Genomic DNA, 16641 nt, shown 5'->3' with positions numbered 1-16641 from the left:
CACCACCATCTCGGGGGTTAACCCCCGAGATGGTGGGTTGCCACCCGTGGTTCTGGGGAGGCAACCCACCAGGTGAGGGGTTAACCCCCGAAATGGCGTGGGGATGGCGGCGGCCGGCGGGGGCGCGGGAGTGCGTAGGGTGCCGGTGTGAGTGGACCTGGATTGGTGATCTTCGACAATGACGGCGTGCTGGTGGATTCGGAGCGGCTGGCCAACGGGATCCTGGCCGAGCTACTGACCGAGGCGGGGCTGCCGTACACGTTCGAGGAGACCGTCCGGGACTTCATGGGCGGCAGCATGGCGTCGATGCGGACGACGGCCGAGGCCAAGCTCGGCTCGCCGTTGCCGGCTGATCTCGAGGACCGGTACCACGAACGGCTCTTCGCCGGATTCGCCCGGTTGGAGCCGATTCCCGGCGTCCGGGAGGTGCTGGACCAGCTCGATGCCGAGGGCATCACGTACTGCCTGGCCTCGTCGGGCACGCACCGGCGGATCCACACGGCGTTGACCACGGTCGGTTTCTGGGACCGTTTCGAGGGCCGGATCTTCAGCTCGGAGGACGTCGCGCACGGTAAGCCCGCGCCCGATCTCTTCCTGCACGCGGCCGCCACGATGGGCGTCGAACCGGCCGACTGCGTGGTCGTCGAGGACAGCCCGCTCGGCGTCGCCGCCGCCAACGCGGCCGGCATGAAGGTCTTCGGTTTCGCCGCGATGACGGACCCGGCCAAACTAGCTACCGCAACGCAGGTTTTCCACAAGATGACCGACCTCCCGGAGCTTATCCACGGCGCCTGATGGACACTGGTAGGGCTATGTCAGAGCTTGAAGCCCCCTCGAAGGTTCGTGCTGTCGCGGTCGTGGACCTCGGCGCGATCCGCCACAACGTGGCCACGCTGCGTGCCCGCGTGGGCTCGGCGCAGGTCATGACGGTGGTGAAGGCGGACGCGTACGGGCACGGGATGATCCCGGTCGCGCGGGCCGCGCGGGAGGCCGGCGCGGACTGGATCGGCGCGGCGGTACTCGACGAAGCGCTTGAACTGCGGGCGGCCGGGGACACCGGGCCGATCTTCTGCTGGCTGACCACGCCGGGGGAGCCGCTCGAGCGGGCCATTGCCGCCGGCATCGACCTGTCGGCGTCGGCGCCGTGGGAGATCGACGAGTTGGCCGCGGGCGTGGATGATCGGCCCGCCCGCGTGCACCTGAAGATCGACACGGGGATGAGCCGCGGCGGCGCGGTACCGGAGGAGTGGCCGGCCCTGATTCGTGCTGCCCTGGCCGAGGTGGCGACCGGGCGGATCGAGATCGCGGGCATCTGGTCGCATCTGGCGTCGTCGGACGAGCCGAAGAGCCCGGTCAACGAGGCGCAACTGGCGACGTACCTGCACGCCGTCGAGGTGGCCGAGTCGTTCGGGGTCGACCCAGGGCTGCGGCATCTCGCGAATTCGGGGGGCACGCTGGCGCTGCCGGAGACTCATCTCGATCTGGTGCGGCCTGGCATCGCGACGTACGGGCTGTCTCCGTTCGGGCATGCGCTGCCATCGGGGGAGCTCGGGCTGCGGCCGGCGATGACGTTGAAGGCGCGGTTCGCGATGGTGAAGCGGGTGCCGGCCGGCGCGGGCGTTTCGTACGGGCTGACCTGGATCGCGCCACGGCCGTCGACGCTCGGACTGATCCCGCTCGGGTACGGCGACGGCCTGCCGCGGCACGCGTCGAACGGTGCGCCCGTCCAGGTGGCCGGCGAGCGTCGTACCATCGTCGGCCGGATCTGCATGGATCAGTGCGTGGTGAATCTCCAGGACGACCAGGTGGTCGCGGGTGACGAGGTCGTGCTTTTCGGCCCGGGTACCGACGGGGAGCCGACCGCGGACGACTGGGCGGATGCTGCAGGGACCATCAACTACGAGATCGTGACCCGGCTGGGAGCTCGCATCCCCCGCCGGTACGTCGACAGCGGGAGGTGACCGGGATGGCGAAGGTAGGACGCACTGCCGGTCTGATCGGCGCCGCGGTCGGTGTGCTCGCGGCAGGTGCTGCCGCCGGCGTGGCCGTCGAGCGGCAGGTGATCGGGCGCCGGTCGGGGCAACGCGCGCAGCTGGAAGCCGAGCCGTTCGGCTCGCTGCGCGGTACGCCGCACGTGTTCACGGCCGACGACGGGGTCGAGCTGTACGTCGAGGTCGACGCGCTGAAGAGGTCGCGTCGTCCGGAACCCGCACCGAAGCGGCGACTGGGTCGTAAGGTGCCGCCGCCGCTGGAGGATCTGACGCTGATCTTCCTGCACGGCTACGGGCTGAACATGGACTGCTGGCACTTCGAGCGCCGCGACCTGGCCGGGATCGGGACGATGGTCTTCTACGACCAGCGCTCGCACGGGCGGTCCGGGCGGTCGCCGAAGGAGAACGTCAGCATCGACCAGCTCGGGCGGGATCTGTACGGGATCCTGGAGGAGTTCGCGCCGACCGGGCCGGTGATCCTGATCGGGCACTCGATGGGCGGCATGTCGATCATGGCGCTGGCCGGCGAGCATCCGGAGCTGTTCGGGGATCGCGTGATCGGGGTCGGGCTGTGCTCGACGAGTGCCGGTGGGCTGGACGACGTACCGATCGTTTTCCCTGGGCGGGTGGGGATGCTGGCGAGGGCTCTGGCGACGCCGACGGTTGCGGCGCTGGCGCGGATTCCTGATGTGGTGGAGCGCAGCCGGAAGGCTGGGACGGACATCAGCTACCTGCTGACCCGGAAGTACTCGTTCGGGTCGGAGGTACCGCCGGCGTACACCGAGTTCGTCAACGAGATGATCGCGGCGACGCCGATCTCGGTGATCGCGGAGTTCTATCCGATCTTCGCGCTGCACGACAAGTACGACTCGTTGGAGCCGTTGCAGAAGGTCGAGTGTGTGGTGATCGGTGGGGACTCCGACCACCTGACGCCCTTCGAGCACTCCGAGGAGATCGTCCGGCACGTGCCGGGAGCGGAACTGGTCGAGGTACCGAACTGCGGGCACCTCGGGCTGATCGAGCATCATCGTGAGTTCACCGCGGCCCTGCTCGGCATGATCGAGCGCGCCGAACTAGCCCTGGGACAGACATGACCGATCTGCACGTGGTGGATGCGACCGCGGAGCACGTGGACGAGATCGTCGCGGTGATCCACCACGCGTTCGCCGCCCGCCGCACCCTCGACCCGCCGTCCACCGCCTTGTCGGAGAACGCTGCGACCGTCGGTGAGGCGGTCTCGACGTACGGCGGACTGCTGGTGCGTATCGACGGCGAACCCGCCGGGGCGATGCTCTTCGAGGTCTCCGGCGATGTGCTCGGCCTGCGCCGGGTGTCGGTCGATCCGCGCTTCCAGGGCCGTGGGGTGGCGTCGGCTCTCGTCGGTTGCGCCGAGGATGCCGCGCGGGCGCGCGGGCTGCGTCGAGTGCGGTTGATCGCGCGGGTCGAACTCCCCGACACCGTCGAGTTCTGGCGGCGGCGTGGCTACTCCGTCGTGGCGCAGGAGGGCCAAGACCTCATCTACGCCAAGGCCATGCCCGTCTTCCTCACGGTCCCCACCGCCAACGACATGCGCTCTATCGCCGAGGAACTGGCCGGCCAACTACGTGCCGGCGACGTGCTGGTCTTGTCGGGTGATCTGGGCGCCGGCAAGACCACCTTCACCCAAGGCCTAGGCGCAGGCTTGAAGGTCCGAGGCGACATCACCTCCCCAACCTTCGTCATCTCCCGGGTCCACCCTTCTCTCTCCGGCGGCCCCGCCCTCGTCCACGTAGACGCCTACCGCCTAGGCGGCTTCGCCGAACTCGACGACCTGGACCTCGACGCCTCCCTGGAAGAAGCAGTAACCGTCGTCGAATGGGGCCAAGGCCTAGCCGAATCCCTGGCCCCCGACCGCCTGGACATAGTCGTCACCCGAGGCGACGACGACACCGACGAAACCCGAGCCCTCCGCATCACCCCAGCCGGCCCTCGCTGGGCAGAAGTCGGCATCCATCTCACTGCGCCGGCGCTCGAGGAGAACTGATGCTGCTTGCTTTTGATACGTCCAGTGCTGCTGTGACTGTGGCTTTGGCTGATCCGGTGACGGGGGCGACTGTTGCGTCGTCTTCGGCTGTGGACGGGTTGCGGCATGGGGAACTGTTGGCGCCGGCTATAGCTGAGGTGTTGGCGGGGGCTGGGTGCTCGGTGCGGGAGTTGACGAGGATTGCGGTGGGGGTTGGGCCGGGGCCGTTTACCGGGTTGCGGGTTGGGTTGGTTACTGCCCGGACGATGGGTGAGGTGCTGGGGATCGAGGTTGCTGGGGTTTGCAGCTTGGATGTGCTGGCTCGGCAGTCGTCGTTGCAGTTGCCGGTTGCGGTGGCGACCGATGCTCGAAGGAAAGAGATCTACTGGGCGTTGTATGACGGGCCAGCGGCTGATGGGAGTCGGCGGCGGCTTGAGGGGCCGGCGGTGGACAAGCCTGCGGAGGTTGCGCATGTGCTGGCTGGGTTGCCGGTGATCGGGCGTGGGGCTGTCTTGTATGGCGAGGCACTGGGGCTCGAGAGGGTAGATGTGATCGAGTACCCGTCGGCCGAGGTGCTGGCGCTGGGAGTTGCGACCGGTACGTTGCCGACTGTTGCGCCGGATCCGCTTTATCTGCGCCGCCCCGACGTCACCATGTCGGGCGGGCCCAAGAGCGTGCTGCCCAAGTGAGACCTGCGATCCGACCAGCTACGGGAGCCGACCTCGATGCGCTGGTAGCGCTCGACAAGGTTTGCTTCGGCGACTCCGCGTGGAGTGCCTCGGCGTGGGACGACGAGTTCGCCCGGCTCGCGACCGATCGCGTGGTGCTCGTGGCGGATGAGGGTGAGGTCGTCGGATACGTCGTGCTGCTGGTACCGCCGGTGGTGGAGGACCCCGTGGATCTGCTGCGGATCGCGGTCAGCCCGGCGGAGCGGCGTACCGGGATCGGTGGGCAGTTGATGACCGCCGCGTTGCAGCGATGCGCCGGCCGGACAGTACTGCTGGAAGTTGCCGCGGGCAACGAGGGGGCCGGGGCTTTGTACCGCGGCTACGGTTTCGAGGAGATCAGCCGGCGGCGCGGGTACTACGCCGGCGGCGAGGAGGCACTGATCATGCAGTGGCAGGAGAAGGCACTATGAGTGACAACGAACCGCTGATCCTCGGGATCGAGACCTCGTGCGACGAGACCGGGGTCGGCATCGTCCGCGGGCAGACGCTGCTCGCCGACGCGATCGCCTCCAGCGTCGAGGAGCACGCGCGGTTCGGCGGCGTCGTACCGGAGGTCGCCAGCCGCGCGCACCTCGAGGCGATGGTGCCGACGATCCGCCGCGCCTGCGAGACGGCCGGGATCAAACCGACCGACGTCGACGCGATCGCCGTCACCAGTGGCCCCGGCCTGGCCGGCGCGCTGCTCGTCGGCGTCGCCGCTGCCAAGGGCCTCGCGCTCTCCCTCGAGAAGCCCTTGTACGGCGTGAACCACCTCGCCGCGCACGTCGCCGTCGACACCCTCGAGCACGGTGACATCCCCAAGGGCGCGATCGCGATGCTCGTCTCCGGCGGGCACTCGTCGCTGCTAGCGGTCGAGGACATCACCGTCGGCGTCGAGCCGATGGGTTCGACCATCGACGACGCGGCGGGCGAAGCGTTCGACAAGGTCGCGCGCGTGCTCGGGCTGCCGTTCCCCGGAGGTCCATATGTCGACAAGGCGGCACGGGACGGCGGGGACGCGCTGTACGTCCGGTTCCCCCGCGGGCTGACCAGCCAGAAGGACCTGGAGCGGCACCGCTTCGACTTCTCCTTCTCCGGTTTGAAGACCGCCGTCGCGCGCTGGGTCGAGGCCAAGCGGCGCGACGGTGAGGACGTCCCGATCAATCACGTCGCCGCGGCCTTCCAGGAGGCGGTCTGCGATGTGCTGACCCGCAAGGCGATCGACGCCTGCAAGGACCGTGGCTACGAGCACCTGCTGATCGGCGGCGGGGTCGCGGCGAACTCGCGACTGCGGGCGATGGCCGAGGAACGCTGCACCGCGGCAGGCATCGCAGTACGGGTTCCGCGTCCGGGGCTGTGTACGGACAACGGGGCGATGGTGGCCGCGCTGGGGTCGGAGCTGGTCCGGGCCGGCAAGGAGCCGTCGCCGTTGGGATTGCCGGCCGACTCGTCGATGCCGATCACGACGGTGCTGAACTCATGAGGTGGCAGCACGACGGCGGTTTCGTCGCCGATGACGATCCGGCGCGGATCGATGTCGACGTGGTGCACGGGTTCCTGCGGACGGCGTACTGGTCGCCGGGAGTCCCGCGGGACGTGGTCGAGCGGGCGATCGCCGGGTCGTTGAATCTCGGTGTGTACGACGAGGCCGGCGCGCAGGTGGCGTACGCGCGGGCGGTGACCGATCGGGCGACGTTCGCGTGGATCGCCGATGTGTTCGTGCTGGAGTCGCATCGGGGGCACGGGCTGGGCAGGTTCGTCGTGTCCACGCTGCTGGAGCACCCGGAGTTGCGTGGGCTGCGGCGGGTGATGCTGGCGACGGCCGACGCGCACGAGTTGTACCGGTCGTACGGCTTCGGCGACCTGCCGGACCCGAGCCGGATGTTGGTGGTACAGCGCGACCCGGCCACGCTGTACGGCAGTCGAGCGTGAGTTTTCCGAGGATCGATCTGCTGGTGGCGCCGGCCGACGCGACCGAGCTGATCCTGCTCGCCCACGGTGGCGAGGAGGAGTCGCGGGAGCCGGCGGGCGCTTGGCGGCCGGCGATCCTGCGCATGTGGTCCTTTGTCCCGGCAGCCCGTGCCGGCGCACCGGGAGCCGCCGTCGGGCTGATGCGTTACCGCTACCGCGGCTGGAACGGCGCCGACCCTGTCGCAGACCTCCGTGCAGTGCTCGATCGGTTGCCGGCGCGGATCACCCGGGTCGTGTTGATCGGCCACTCGATGGGCGGCCGCGCCATCGTTGCTGCGGGCAACCACCCGCTGGTCGACGGAGTCCTGGCTCTCGCGCCCTGGCTGCCGGACGGCGAGCCGCTGGTGCAGCTGCGGGGACCGGTCGTGTTCGCCCATGGCACGGCCGACCGGATCACCGACCCGGCCCAGACGGCTGCCTACGCGAAGCGGTTGCGGGCTTCCGGCGTACCGGTTGCTCTGTTGTCGGTGGCAGCTGAGAACCACACGATGCTCCAGCGCAGCCCCGACTGGAATGCGCTGGTACGAGACTTCGCTGCCGGAACGTCGTACGAGCCGAGCCTCGACTCCGATCACGTCGACCCGCTGCCGCACTCGAAGCACGCGGACAACGCGGTGCGCGGCGTACTCGACATCGCCAAGGCTCGGCTGAGCCTGCGAGTCGTCGGGCGTCTCTAGAAAACTGCGGACCAAAGTGCACCGCTAGGTCCCCAGTAGCGGCCAGCGGTAGGCCGGTTCTGGGGATCAGCCTGCCTGGACGAGGTGAACATCCTCCGGCATCCGCGTGACGCCGAGCTGTCGAATGACGGCGTACAGCATCAGCAGTAGTGCCACGGCGACGACCGTTGAGAGTGCAGCGAGGCCGACGCGGGGCCAGTGCATCAGGTAGTGCGCGGTGTCGAGTCCTGGCCTGTACTTGGGTGCGACTGGCTTGCCTGTCTGTTCGGCGAGGCGGTAGGGCTTCAGGAGGTAGTTGAGGTAGCAGGTGAGCGAGGCTGCCTGGACCAGGACGGGTACTGCGATCAGTGGCGGCCTGGGGAGTGCGAAGGCGGCGACCACGGTGAGGACCTCGGCCAGGTAGAAGTAGCGCTCGTGCATGGAGGGCAGCAGGAACGGCACGAGGAGGGTGCAGAGGGCGCTGATGAGGACGATGCGGGTGGGGGTCGGTTCGATCCGTCGGGCTGCCAGGTAGGCGATGGCGCCGAGGAGGATGACGCCGGTGGCTAGTACGCCGGCGAGCTTGGCCGTAGTACCGGGGGCTGCGCTGAGGAAGTTGTAGATGGTTGGGGCGTTGATGCTGAGGGCGTGGTCGGTGTCGGCTTGTTCTAGGTAGATCAGCAGGAGGCGTCGGGGTGAGGCGCCCAGTAGGAGCGCGGGGACATCTAGCAGCAGGTAGACGAGCGGTATGGCGGTCAGGGCCTGCCAGGGGAGCCAGCGGCGAAGTACGAAGAGCAGTAGGGCCGGGAAGAGAAAGATGGCCTGTAGCTTGAGGGCTAGCGCCAGGCCGAAGAGGACGCACGCCACCCAGGGTCTGCGGGCTATGAGGTAGTAGAGGGCGCCGACGGTGAGTGCTGCGTAGCTGGCGTCGGCTTGGCCCCACATCGAGCCGTTGAGGATCACTGTCGGCAGGAGGACGGCAGTCAGCCCGGCGGCGATGGGGGGCCATTGGTTGAGTCGGCAGAGGCCGACCAGGCGGTACACGTACCAGCCGAGCATCACTTCGAAGACCAGCGAGACGAACTTGACCGTGGCCAGCGGTGACAGCGGCAGGTAGCTCGCGAACGCCATCAGGTAGAGGTAAGTGGCGTTGTAGTTCGAGAACGAGTGCTTCAGCGCCGCGAAGCCGCCATGACCGTCGATGAAGCCGGCCCACGGCTCCAGATAGCGCTGGTAGTCCCACGACTGGTAGTCGAGCAGCACCAGCCGCAGCAGGCCTGCCAGTACCAGCGCGCAGCCAACCACTACCGGCCGCAGGTCCACGGCCGCCGGCCGCAGGTCCCCCCTGGGCGTCGCCATTCCCCGTCCTCACTCTTCGCAGTCAGGTCTTGACGGTTCAGGTCTAGACCAGCGTCTCTACAAAGAGATGTCCGAACAGGGATGGAAGGTTCTGCCCGATCGGGCGGAGTTGCTTAGTGGCGGGCTCCTGGCCGGGGCGGCGGCAACAGACGCAGCACCTCGTCCGTCGGCGAGCCGGCCAGGAGCCCGCTCGTGAGATCGATCATATGTTCGAATGTCCTGCGAATGCAAGTCAGGGCCGGACGACCCGCCGGCAGGAGTACGCGACGGCGTCCCGGCCGATCCGGGTGACGATCAAGGTGGCGCTCTCCGGGCCCTTGGGTGCCAGCTTCTTGCGCAGTACGGCGGGGTCGAAGTCCACGCCGCGCTTCTTGATCTCCAGCGTCCCGATGCCCTGTGCGCGCACCCAGGACCGCAGCGCCTTCTCCTTGTAGGGCAGCTCTTCGACCACCTCGTACGCCGAAGCCAGTGGCGTCGCCATCAAGCTATCGCTGCTCACATAGGCGATCCGGGGATCCAGCAGCCACCCGTCGACGGCTTCGGCCACTGCGGTGACTAGGCCCGCCCTGACGACGGCGCCGTCGGGCTCGTAGATGTACTGGCCGACTGGAGCGCTGTCGACCTCCGGTGCGGCCGTCACTGTCGCGCCGCTGGGCAGGAGGGTCGCGCGGCGCGTAGTACCGGCGTAGAGCTTGCCGGACCACAGAGCTGCCTCTTTGACCTCACCTGCGTCGCTGACCCACTCCGCCTCGACACCTTCCGGCACGGCCTCGTGCGGGATGCCCGGGGCGACTTTCACGCAGGCAGTGCCCGCCAGTAAGTCGGTGATGAAGGACCACGGCGGCGAATAGGCGTTGTGGTCGAACACCCGCTTCCCGTCCGCCCGCCGCGCCGGATCAGCAAACACCACCTCGTACTGCGAACAGTCCTGCGCCTCAGCGTCTCCCACCAGGACCTGGCCGGGCAGCTCCAATGCGGCAAGGTTCGCCTGAGCCGCCGCAGCTGTCGCGGGATCCCGCTCGACGCCGGTGACTCTCAATCCAGCTCGCGCTGCGCTGATCAGGTCGCCACCGATCCCACAGCCGAGGTCGACCACAGTCGCACCCGGGAGCGTCGTCGCGATGCGAGCAGCCCGGTGCACCCCGACGGTGGTCCGAGTGGCCTGCTCCAGGCCGTCCGGGGTGAAGTACATGCGTGCTGCGTCCTCGGCGCCGAACTTGGCGACGGCCCTGTGTCGCAGCGAAGCCTGCGTAACGGCAGCGGTGACCACAACGGCGTCGTACCGGCGTCTGAGCTTCTCGACCAGGCGTAGCTCGCCTCCCGGCGTGAAACCGGCGCAAGCCTCGGCTAGTACGTCAGCTCCGGCCGGCGCCAGCAACAGCGAGATCGAGTCAGGTGTCACCCGGCACAGTCTGCCCCGCCGCTTACAGCGGGCTCGAGCAGGTCTTGCTCCAGGCGTGCTTCTGCAGCGAGTACATCCGCCAGTTCATCGCGGACCTGGTCTTCGGGCCGTAGATGCCGTCGGCAGTGACCTTGAGCTTGCGCTGGACCTTCAGCACCGCCGCACGGGTCTTGCTGCCGTACTTGCCGTCGACGGTGAGCTTGCTGCCGTAGCAGTAGTTCAGATCCCGCTGCAGGGCCTTGATCGCCGACGCGGGATCCCCGACGTAGTCCGGGCCGTAGCGCCGCGGCATGTCGCCGTACTTCAGGTTGCAGTTGGTGGAGGTGTCCTCCCAGCCGCCCGGAACCTGTACGGCCCAGCCCTTGCCGACCGGCTTCATCAGCGCCGACAGACACTGCTCCAGCCCCTTGGCCTTGACCGATGCGGCCTCGGCCGTCGTGGTCGCTACCACTGCGCCGCTGATGGCCATCACGGCCGTCGCGCCGACGGTGATAGCGGTACGTAGAAATCCCATGGTGTGCCCCTCGAGTATCCGATCCCCCCTCTGGGATCGCTTGCTCGTTGAGACCGCACGGACTGCCCTTTTGTTCGATCCGACTTCAGAGCGGGCTGGAGCAGTTCTTGCTCCAGGTGTTGGTCTTGGTGGCGTAGAGGCGCCAGTTCATCGCCGAACGGGTCTTGGGGCCGTAGATACCGTCCGCGACGAGCTTGTGGCGCTTCTGGACGGCCTTGATCACTCCGCGGGTGTTGCTGCCGTAGATACCGTCCACTGTGAGCCGGTAGCCGTAGCAGTAGTTCAGGTTGCGCTGGAGCACCCGGATCGCGGTGTCGGGGTCGCCTCTGTGGTTCGAGCCGCGGAACGGGTCGTCGCCGTACATCAGGTTGCAGGTGGTGCTCGGGCTGTTCCACAGCGACGGCATCGGGATGCCCCAGCCGGTCTTGCCGATCGGTACCACTCTGGCGTACAGGCACTGCGGAGTCGCAGCGGCCGCCGCGGTTGCTTGAGCCTCCGTCTGGGCGGCAGCGTCCTTGGCCTTGAGCTGTACTGCGGGCGCGGCGCCGCCGGGGGCCGCGTTGCCGGGGCGGGCGGAGGAGTCGTGTGCGCCTTTGGCCGCCAGGCCGGCGACCGCGAACGGGCTGATCACCAGGAGAGCGATCACCACCGCCTTGCGGGAGGTCAGCTTGGGCAGTGACGGGAGGCGGAGCGCCATGGTTCTCTCCTCGGGCGGGGTCGGTCCCGGGGCGGCCGGGATCCCTACAGAGACGACGGTCCCACGACCGGATGGGGTTCGCCCAGCCCTTGATGGCAGAAAGCGGCGGACCGGACACGAGCGGTACGGGCGTTCGCCGGTGGCGAGATTCTGGCACTCGAGTTGACCGAGTGCTAATCGCGGCCTAGATTCGGTGTTGGCACTCTCCACTCGAGGGTGCCAGCGGCCCGGCCTCTGATCCCCGCGACGGCAGAGGTGGAACGGCTGCTCGCAGCACCCCTTGAACACACAAGAACTCGACCGTGGAGGTCAGCAAGTGTCGGTCACGATCAAGCCGCTCGAGGACCGTATCCTCGTTGCGCCGCTCGAAGCCGAGCAGACCACGAAGTCCGGCCTGGTGATCCCGGACACCGCCAAGGAGAAGCCGCAGGAGGGCGAGATCCTCGCCGTCGGGCCCGGCCGCATCGACGACAACGGCAACCGCGTCCCGCTGGACGTCAGCGTCGGCGACAAGGTCATCTACTCCAAGTACGGCGGCACCGAGGTCAAGTACGACGGCCAGGACTACCTGATCCTGGGCGCCCGCGACATCCTCGCAGTCGTCACCAAGTGACGATCGCTCGTTCCTGACTGACACCGCTCCGGCGCCGCCTCGGCTCCGGAGCGGAGTCGGTTCGGGTCGCGAGCATCATTGTTGAAACTCAGAGAGGGACTTGTTTTTTATGCCGAAGATCCTCGAGTTCGACGAGAACGCGCGGCGCGCGCTGGAGCGTGGCGTCGACAAGCTCGCGAACACGGTGAAGGTGACGCTGGGGCCCAAGGGCCGCTACGTCGTGCTGGACAAGAAGTGGGGCGCCCCGACCATCACCAACGACGGTGTCACCGTCGCGCGTGAGGTCGAGCTGGACGACCCGTTCGAGAACCTCGGTGCGCAGCTGGCCAAAGAGGTTGCCACCAAGACCAACGATGTCGCCGGTGACGGAACCACCACCGCGACCGTACTGGCGCAGGCGCTGGTGCACGAGGGCCTGCGCGCCGTCGCTGCCGGCGTCAACCCGATGGGCCTGAAGAAGGGCATCGAGGCCGCCGTCGAGGCCGTCTCGAAGAAGCTGATCGAGACCGCCCGCCCGGTCGACGACAAGGGCGACATGGCCCACGTCGCCACCATCTCCGCCCGCGACGCCGAGATTGGTTCGCTGATCGCGGAGGCGTTCGACAAGGTCGGCAAGGACGGCGTCATCACCGTCGAGGAGTCGAACACGTTCGGCACCGAGCTGGACTTCACCGAGGGCATGCAGTTCGACAAGGGCTACATCTCGCCCTACTTCATCACCGACGCCGAGGGTGGCGAAGCGGTGCTGGACGACCCGTACATCCTGATCAACCAGGGCAAGATCTCCGCGGTGTCGGACCTGCTGCCGCTGCTGGAGAAGGTCGTCCAGTCGGGCAAGACGCTGCTGATCATCGCCGAGGACGTCGACGGCGAGGCGCTGTCGACCCTGGTCGTGAACAAGATCCGCGGCAACTTCACCTCCGTCGCCGTCAAGGCGCCGGGCTTCGGTGACCGCCGCAAGGCGATGCTCGAGGACCTGGCCGCCCTGACCGGCGCCCAGGTGATCGCGCCCGAGGTCGGCCTCAAGCTGGACCAGGTCGGTCTCGAGGTGCTCGGCACCGCCCGCCGGATCGTCGTCACCAAGGACAACACCACCGTTGTCGAGGGTGCCGGCAAGTCCGACGAGATCGAGTCCCGGGTCAACCAGATCAAGGCCGAGATCGAGCGCACCGACTCCGACTGGGACCGCGAGAAGCTGCAGGAGCGGTTGGCCAAGCTGGCCGGTGGCGTCTGCGTGATCAAGGTCGGCGCGGCCACCGAGGTCGAGCTGAAGGAGAAGAAGCACCGGATCGAGGACGCGGTGTCCGCGACCCGGGCAGCGATCGAAGAGGGCATCGTCGCCGGTGGCGGTTCTGCTCTCGTCCACGCTGCCGCGGTGCTCGACGAGGGTCTGGGCCTGGAGGGCGACGAGCTCGCCGGTGTCCGGATCGTCCGCAAGGCGGTCGTCGAGCCGCTGCGCTGGATCGCCGAGAACGGTGGCTACGAGGGTTACGTCGTGACCGCCAAGGTCGCGGAGCTCGAGGTCGGCAGCGGCTTCAACGCCGCCACCGGTGAGTACGGCGACCTGCTCGCCCAGGGTGTCCTGGACCCGGTCAAGGTGACGCGTTCCGCGCTCGCCAACGCCGGCTCCATCGCCGCTCTGCTGCTCACCACCGAGACGCTGATCGTCGACAAGCCCGAAGAAGAAGAGCCCGCCGCAGCCGGTCACGGCCACGGCCACGGCCACTGATCTCTTCGCGCCAAGCATCACCCGAACTGCCCGGCCGGTCCTCGGACCAGCCGGGCAGTTCTTTCACCCGGCTAACTCTTCCGCTGGGGGTGAACCGCCAGGCCATCAAACCCCACCATCTCGCCCTCGACGCGCCGAGCTCCACCCGTACGGCCGCCCGTTTGATGCACTGGCCGTCCGCCCGCCCCACCGCAGCCACCTGGTAGGCCCCGGCGTCGCTATCGTCGGATGGGTGAAGTACTGCTGCGAGTACGCCTACGGCTGCCCCGAGCGGGTGGCGGTGGTCTGCTATGTCCATGGCGGTGAGGACCCGTGCTGCCTGGACGAGGGTGCGCACGAGTGCCTGGAGGACATGTACGGCAGCGAGGACGGGCTGATGCTCGGGGACGGGTTCGTCTGCTTGCGGTGCGGGAACTACGAGATGGTCGGGGTGGCGCACGGGCCGGCCACCGAGCCGGGCTTCCCGCGGAAGCAGGGGCTGCCCCGGGAGAGCTGGCTGGACGTGCCGGACGAGGTGGCGCCGGTGGTCTTCTCGGTCGAGGAGGTCTTCGATCTGGACTCGCGGGGTGGGTTGCTGGTCGCGGGGCAGCTCGTCACGGGGAAGGTCGGGGCGGGGTCGGTACTGCGGACCGCCGATGGGATTGCGGTCAAGGTGCTCGGGCTGGAGCTGACCGGGGTGGGCGGTGGACGGTTCACGCTGCTGGTCGAGCGAAGCGGAGTACCGGCGCTGGCGGCGGGGGTCGTGCTGACCTCATGATGCCGATCACTGATCGTAATGAAAAAAGCTCGGTTCTCACCGATAGCCACTAGGCAAAGGGAGGCCGGCGTCGTATTCTCTTGCAGGCTGGTCAGTCCGTGAACTAGGGGGGCGAGGGGTGACCGAGGTCCAAGTGCCGCACACCCAGGATCGCGTTGAACTTCGTGATCTCGCCGCTTTGGCGAGTGCAGGCGACCGGAATGCCCTGAACGACCTGCTCACCCGGGTCCGGGCCGTTGCTCACCGCTACGTGCGGTCACGGCTGTGGACGTATCCCGGTGGCGCCGACATGGTCGATGACGTCGCTCAGGAAGTGTGTGTCGCGGTTTTCGGCGCGTTGAGCCGGTACCGGGACGAGGGGAGGCCGTTCGAGGCCTTCGTGTACGGCATCGCAGCCCGTAAGGTGGCCGATGCGCAGCGTGCGTTCGCGGTGGCGGACTTGTCGACTCCGGATCTTCCGGACGGTGCGGACGAGTCGCCGACGCCGGAGGAGCACGCGGTCAGACATTCAGAGGTCCAGCACATCGTGGGGTTGCTGGACAGATTGCCGGAGAAGCTGCGGGAGATCCTGCGGCTCCGGGTGGTAGCGGGGATGTCAGCCGAGGAGACCGGCCGGGCACTGGGGATGACACCGGGGGCGGTGAGGGTCGCACAGCATCGGGCGTTGAACACGCTCAGGGGGTTTGTGGGGCATGAGGCAAAGTTGCAACGAGAGGCAGGGGAGGAGTGACCATGGCTGACCGTTTCGATCTGGACGCAATAGAAGCCGATGACGCACTGCTCGACCTGCTCGCAGCCGGTGGGGAGTCCGCCTGGCAGGCGGGCGAGCACGACCCGGCCCTGAAGCTGCTGGCCGATCTGCGGCTGGCGGTGGAGGTCGAGGGCGAGCTCCCGGTGGAGTCGATCGACGATCCGGAGAGCTTCCTGGCGCGCTGTGCCGCCTTGAACCCGGTGACCGACCCGTTCGCGCGCAAGCTGGCCGCCCGCGGCCTGGCGCTGGGTGTCGCCGCGGTGGCGGCGTTGTCGGTGTCGGGTGTGGCCGCGGCCGTCACGGGCAACCCGCTCTCGCCGTACGAGAAGGTGATCGAGAAGATCGCCGACGGCCTGCGGCCCGAGACGAGCCTGCCCAAGGAGCAACTCGACGGTCTGCCGGCGTTCGACAAGACCAAGATCGTCAGGGTCGCGAAGAACTACAAGGAATCGCAGGAAGAGGCACGGACCGGGCAGAAGGCGAAGGACAGCCAGGACGACGGCAACCCCGAGCAGCCGGCCGCCGCGGTCGAGCTTCCGCTCCAGCCGCCGCTGGCTCTGCCGCAGAAGCAGACCACCCAGCAGCTGCAGATCGAGACGCCGGTCAGCCAGCCGCCAGCGGATCCGAAGCCGGCCGACCCGGAGCCGTCGGACGGCAACCCGCCGGCGCCGGTGGACCCGAAGCCGACGGACGCGCCGTCCCAGCCGACGACCGAGCCGAGTGGCGACCCGACCGGAGAGCCGACCGAGCAGCCGAGTACGCCGGAGACGCCGCCGCCGAGCGAGACGACGCCCAGCACGCCCCCGTCGACTCCGCCGACCGACAACGGCTCGACCGGCAACCCGGGCGAGAACCCAGGCGACAACCCGGGCACCACGCCGAGCGCTCCGGTCACCGTGCCGACCACGCTGCCGAGCAACGGCAACGGGGAAACGAGCACGGGGACCGACTCCGACGACAACGGGACGCCTCCCGCCAGCGACAACGGTGGGGACAACCAGACGGCGCCGGGTGGCCAGACCGGCGACGACAGTGGCGACCAGTCGGGTGACTCGAAGGGTGAGGTGCCCACGGGCGGCCTGCCCGTCGAGCTGCCTGCCGGCCAGGTCGGTGACCAGAGTGGGGACGCGGAGGGCGACCCGATCTCGGAGGTCGTCGAGAGCGTGCTGCCGGTGCTGCCGACTCCGACCGGTGCTCCGGTCGAGGAGCCGGCCCGGATGGCGCAGTACTTCGGCAAGGGCTTCACCGGCCACGGCAAGCACTCCAGTGGCAAGCCGGCGCTGGGCTACGCCAAGTCGCAGTACGCCAAGGGCAAGCACTCGACCGGTCACTACGCCGAGGGTCGGCACGCCGCCATCACCCGGGCACACGGCTCGATGGCGCCAGTCACCATCCGCCAGATCCTCGGAGTCCTCAACACCCCGATGTCCGACCGCTGACCCACCTCCGACCGCCGCCGCTGCCTCCGGCAGCGACGGCGGAAGAGCGTGGC

Annotated in this window: 18 protein-coding genes; 14 read left to right on the top strand and 4 right to left on the bottom strand. The window is 68.4% G+C overall.

The window, feature by feature from the left end; genetic code table 11:
- The first annotated feature begins 147 nt into the window (after positions 1 to 147).
- The 9 genes from AB0M15_RS02275 to AB0M15_RS02235 are packed head-to-tail and all read left to right on the top strand — an operon-like array spanning position 148 to position 7348.
- Entirely contained in the window at positions 148 to 795 is a 648-nt protein-coding gene (locus tag AB0M15_RS02275; RefSeq protein ID WP_363813071.1) for an HAD family phosphatase, read from the top strand.
- A 17-nt stretch (positions 796 to 812) separates the two neighbouring features.
- Positions 813 to 1961 carry an alanine racemase gene (gene alr, locus AB0M15_RS02270; protein ID WP_363813069.1) on the top strand — a complete coding sequence of 383 codons (1149 nt, stop codon included), beginning with the start codon at positions 813 to 815 and terminating at the stop codon, positions 1959 to 1961.
- A gap of 5 nt (positions 1962 to 1966) precedes the next feature.
- On the top strand, positions 1967 to 3085 hold the full coding sequence (locus AB0M15_RS02265; protein WP_363813067.1) for an alpha/beta hydrolase: 1119 nt from the start codon (positions 1967 to 1969) through the stop codon (positions 3083 to 3085).
- Positions 3082 to 4014, top strand: a complete 933-nt coding sequence (tsaE, locus tag AB0M15_RS02260; protein WP_363813065.1) for a tRNA (adenosine(37)-N6)-threonylcarbamoyltransferase complex ATPase subunit type 1 TsaE — start codon at positions 3082 to 3084, stop codon at positions 4012 to 4014. The genes AB0M15_RS02265 and tsaE overlap by 4 nt, the downstream gene beginning before the upstream one ends.
- Positions 4014 to 4682 (top strand): tRNA (adenosine(37)-N6)-threonylcarbamoyltransferase complex dimerization subunit type 1 TsaB, encoded by a 669-nt coding sequence (gene tsaB / locus AB0M15_RS02255; protein WP_363813063.1) that lies wholly within the window; start codon positions 4014 to 4016, stop codon positions 4680 to 4682. Before tsaE ends, tsaB begins: the two co-directional genes overlap by 1 nt.
- Positions 4679 to 5131: a GNAT family N-acetyltransferase gene (locus AB0M15_RS02250; protein WP_363813061.1), complete on the top strand. Its 453-nt coding sequence runs from the start codon at positions 4679 to 4681 to the stop codon at positions 5129 to 5131. Before tsaB ends, AB0M15_RS02250 begins: the two co-directional genes overlap by 4 nt.
- On the top strand, positions 5128 to 6183 hold the full coding sequence (gene tsaD / locus AB0M15_RS02245; protein ID WP_344839918.1) for a tRNA (adenosine(37)-N6)-threonylcarbamoyltransferase complex transferase subunit TsaD: 1056 nt from the start codon (positions 5128 to 5130) through the stop codon (positions 6181 to 6183). Before AB0M15_RS02250 ends, tsaD begins: the two co-directional genes overlap by 4 nt.
- Positions 6180 to 6632, top strand: coding sequence for a GNAT family N-acetyltransferase (locus AB0M15_RS02240; protein ID WP_363813059.1), 453 nt, complete (start codon positions 6180 to 6182; stop codon positions 6630 to 6632). The genes tsaD and AB0M15_RS02240 overlap by 4 nt, the downstream gene beginning before the upstream one ends.
- On the top strand, positions 6629 to 7348 hold the full coding sequence (locus AB0M15_RS02235; RefSeq protein ID WP_363813057.1) for an alpha/beta fold hydrolase: 720 nt from the start codon (positions 6629 to 6631) through the stop codon (positions 7346 to 7348). The genes AB0M15_RS02240 and AB0M15_RS02235 overlap by 4 nt, the downstream gene beginning before the upstream one ends.
- Before the next feature lie 66 nt (positions 7349 to 7414).
- Here AB0M15_RS02235 and AB0M15_RS02230 read toward each other — a convergent pair whose 3' ends face one another.
- From AB0M15_RS02230 to AB0M15_RS02215, 4 genes are all read right to left on the bottom strand, one after another.
- The gene (locus AB0M15_RS02230; RefSeq protein WP_363813056.1) at positions 7415 to 8686 is read right to left on the bottom strand and encodes a glycosyltransferase 87 family protein; all 1272 of its coding nucleotides are present in this window, start codon (positions 8684 to 8686) and stop codon (positions 7415 to 7417) included.
- Between the two features lie 232 nt (positions 8687 to 8918).
- On the bottom strand, positions 8919 to 10088 hold the full coding sequence (locus tag AB0M15_RS02225) for a class I SAM-dependent methyltransferase (RefSeq protein WP_363813054.1): 1170 nt from the start codon (positions 10086 to 10088) through the stop codon (positions 8919 to 8921).
- A gap of 22 nt (positions 10089 to 10110) precedes the next feature.
- Positions 10111 to 10602, bottom strand: coding sequence for a peptidoglycan-binding domain-containing protein (locus AB0M15_RS02220; RefSeq protein WP_363813052.1), 492 nt, complete (start codon positions 10600 to 10602; stop codon positions 10111 to 10113).
- Between the two features lie 85 nt (positions 10603 to 10687).
- Entirely contained in the window at positions 10688 to 11299 is a 612-nt protein-coding gene (locus AB0M15_RS02215; RefSeq protein WP_363813050.1) for a peptidoglycan-binding domain-containing protein, read from the bottom strand.
- 316 nt (positions 11300 to 11615) lie between these two features.
- On the opposite strand from AB0M15_RS02215, the gene groES reads away from it, so the two are divergent.
- The 5 genes from groES to AB0M15_RS02190 all read left to right on the top strand — a co-directional run bounded on the left by groES (position 11616) and on the right by AB0M15_RS02190 (position 16588).
- On the top strand, positions 11616 to 11912 hold the full coding sequence (gene groES, locus AB0M15_RS02210) for a co-chaperone GroES (RefSeq protein WP_328329211.1): 297 nt from the start codon (positions 11616 to 11618) through the stop codon (positions 11910 to 11912).
- A gap of 109 nt (positions 11913 to 12021) precedes the next feature.
- Positions 12022 to 13641, top strand: a complete 1620-nt coding sequence (groL, locus tag AB0M15_RS02205) for a chaperonin GroEL (protein WP_343976716.1) — start codon at positions 12022 to 12024, stop codon at positions 13639 to 13641.
- A 232-nt stretch (positions 13642 to 13873) separates the two neighbouring features.
- Positions 13874 to 14398: a hypothetical protein gene (locus AB0M15_RS02200; RefSeq protein WP_363813048.1), complete on the top strand. Its 525-nt coding sequence runs from the start codon at positions 13874 to 13876 to the stop codon at positions 14396 to 14398.
- A gap of 118 nt (positions 14399 to 14516) precedes the next feature.
- The gene (gene shbA / locus AB0M15_RS02195; RefSeq protein ID WP_363813046.1) at positions 14517 to 15128 is read left to right on the top strand and encodes an RNA polymerase sigma factor ShbA; all 612 of its coding nucleotides are present in this window, start codon (positions 14517 to 14519) and stop codon (positions 15126 to 15128) included.
- 2 nt (positions 15129 to 15130) lie between these two features.
- Positions 15131 to 16588, top strand: a complete 1458-nt coding sequence (locus tag AB0M15_RS02190) for a hypothetical protein (protein WP_363813044.1) — start codon at positions 15131 to 15133, stop codon at positions 16586 to 16588.
- The last annotated feature ends 53 nt before the right edge of the window (positions 16589 to 16641 follow it).

This window comes from Kribbella sp. NPDC051718 (assembly GCF_040681515.1).
Classification (GTDB): domain Bacteria; phylum Actinomycetota; class Actinomycetes; order Propionibacteriales; family Kribbellaceae; genus Kribbella.
The sequence above is the reverse complement of the archived record's forward strand: the minus strand, read 5'-3'. Positions and strand labels throughout refer to the sequence as shown.

Excerpts from the sequence above, each read along its gene's own strand:
- alr (WP_363813069.1), top strand. The coding sequence starts at position 813 with ATGTCAGAGCTTGAAGCCCCCTCGAAGGTTCGTGCTGTCGCGGTCGTG.
- AB0M15_RS02265 (WP_363813067.1), top strand. The coding sequence starts at position 1,967 with ATGGCGAAGGTAGGACGCACTGCCGGTCTGATCGGCGCCGCGGTCGGT.
- tsaE (WP_363813065.1), top strand. The coding sequence starts at position 3,082 with ATGACCGATCTGCACGTGGTGGATGCGACCGCGGAGCACGTGGACGAG.
- tsaB (WP_363813063.1), top strand. The coding sequence starts at position 4,014 with ATGCTGCTTGCTTTTGATACGTCCAGTGCTGCTGTGACTGTGGCTTTG.
- tsaD (WP_344839918.1), top strand. The coding sequence starts at position 5,128 with ATGAGTGACAACGAACCGCTGATCCTCGGGATCGAGACCTCGTGCGAC.
- AB0M15_RS02240 (WP_363813059.1), top strand. The coding sequence starts at position 6,180 with ATGAGGTGGCAGCACGACGGCGGTTTCGTCGCCGATGACGATCCGGCG.
- AB0M15_RS02230 (WP_363813056.1), bottom strand. The coding sequence starts at position 8,686 with ATGGCGACGCCCAGGGGGGACCTGCGGCCGGCGGCCGTGGACCTGCGG.
- AB0M15_RS02220 (WP_363813052.1), bottom strand. The coding sequence starts at position 10,602 with ATGGGATTTCTACGTACCGCTATCACCGTCGGCGCGACGGCCGTGATG.
- AB0M15_RS02215 (WP_363813050.1), bottom strand. The coding sequence starts at position 11,299 with ATGGCGCTCCGCCTCCCGTCACTGCCCAAGCTGACCTCCCGCAAGGCG.
- groL (WP_343976716.1), top strand. The coding sequence starts at position 12,022 with ATGCCGAAGATCCTCGAGTTCGACGAGAACGCGCGGCGCGCGCTGGAG.
- AB0M15_RS02190 (WP_363813044.1), top strand. The coding sequence starts at position 15,131 with ATGGCTGACCGTTTCGATCTGGACGCAATAGAAGCCGATGACGCACTG.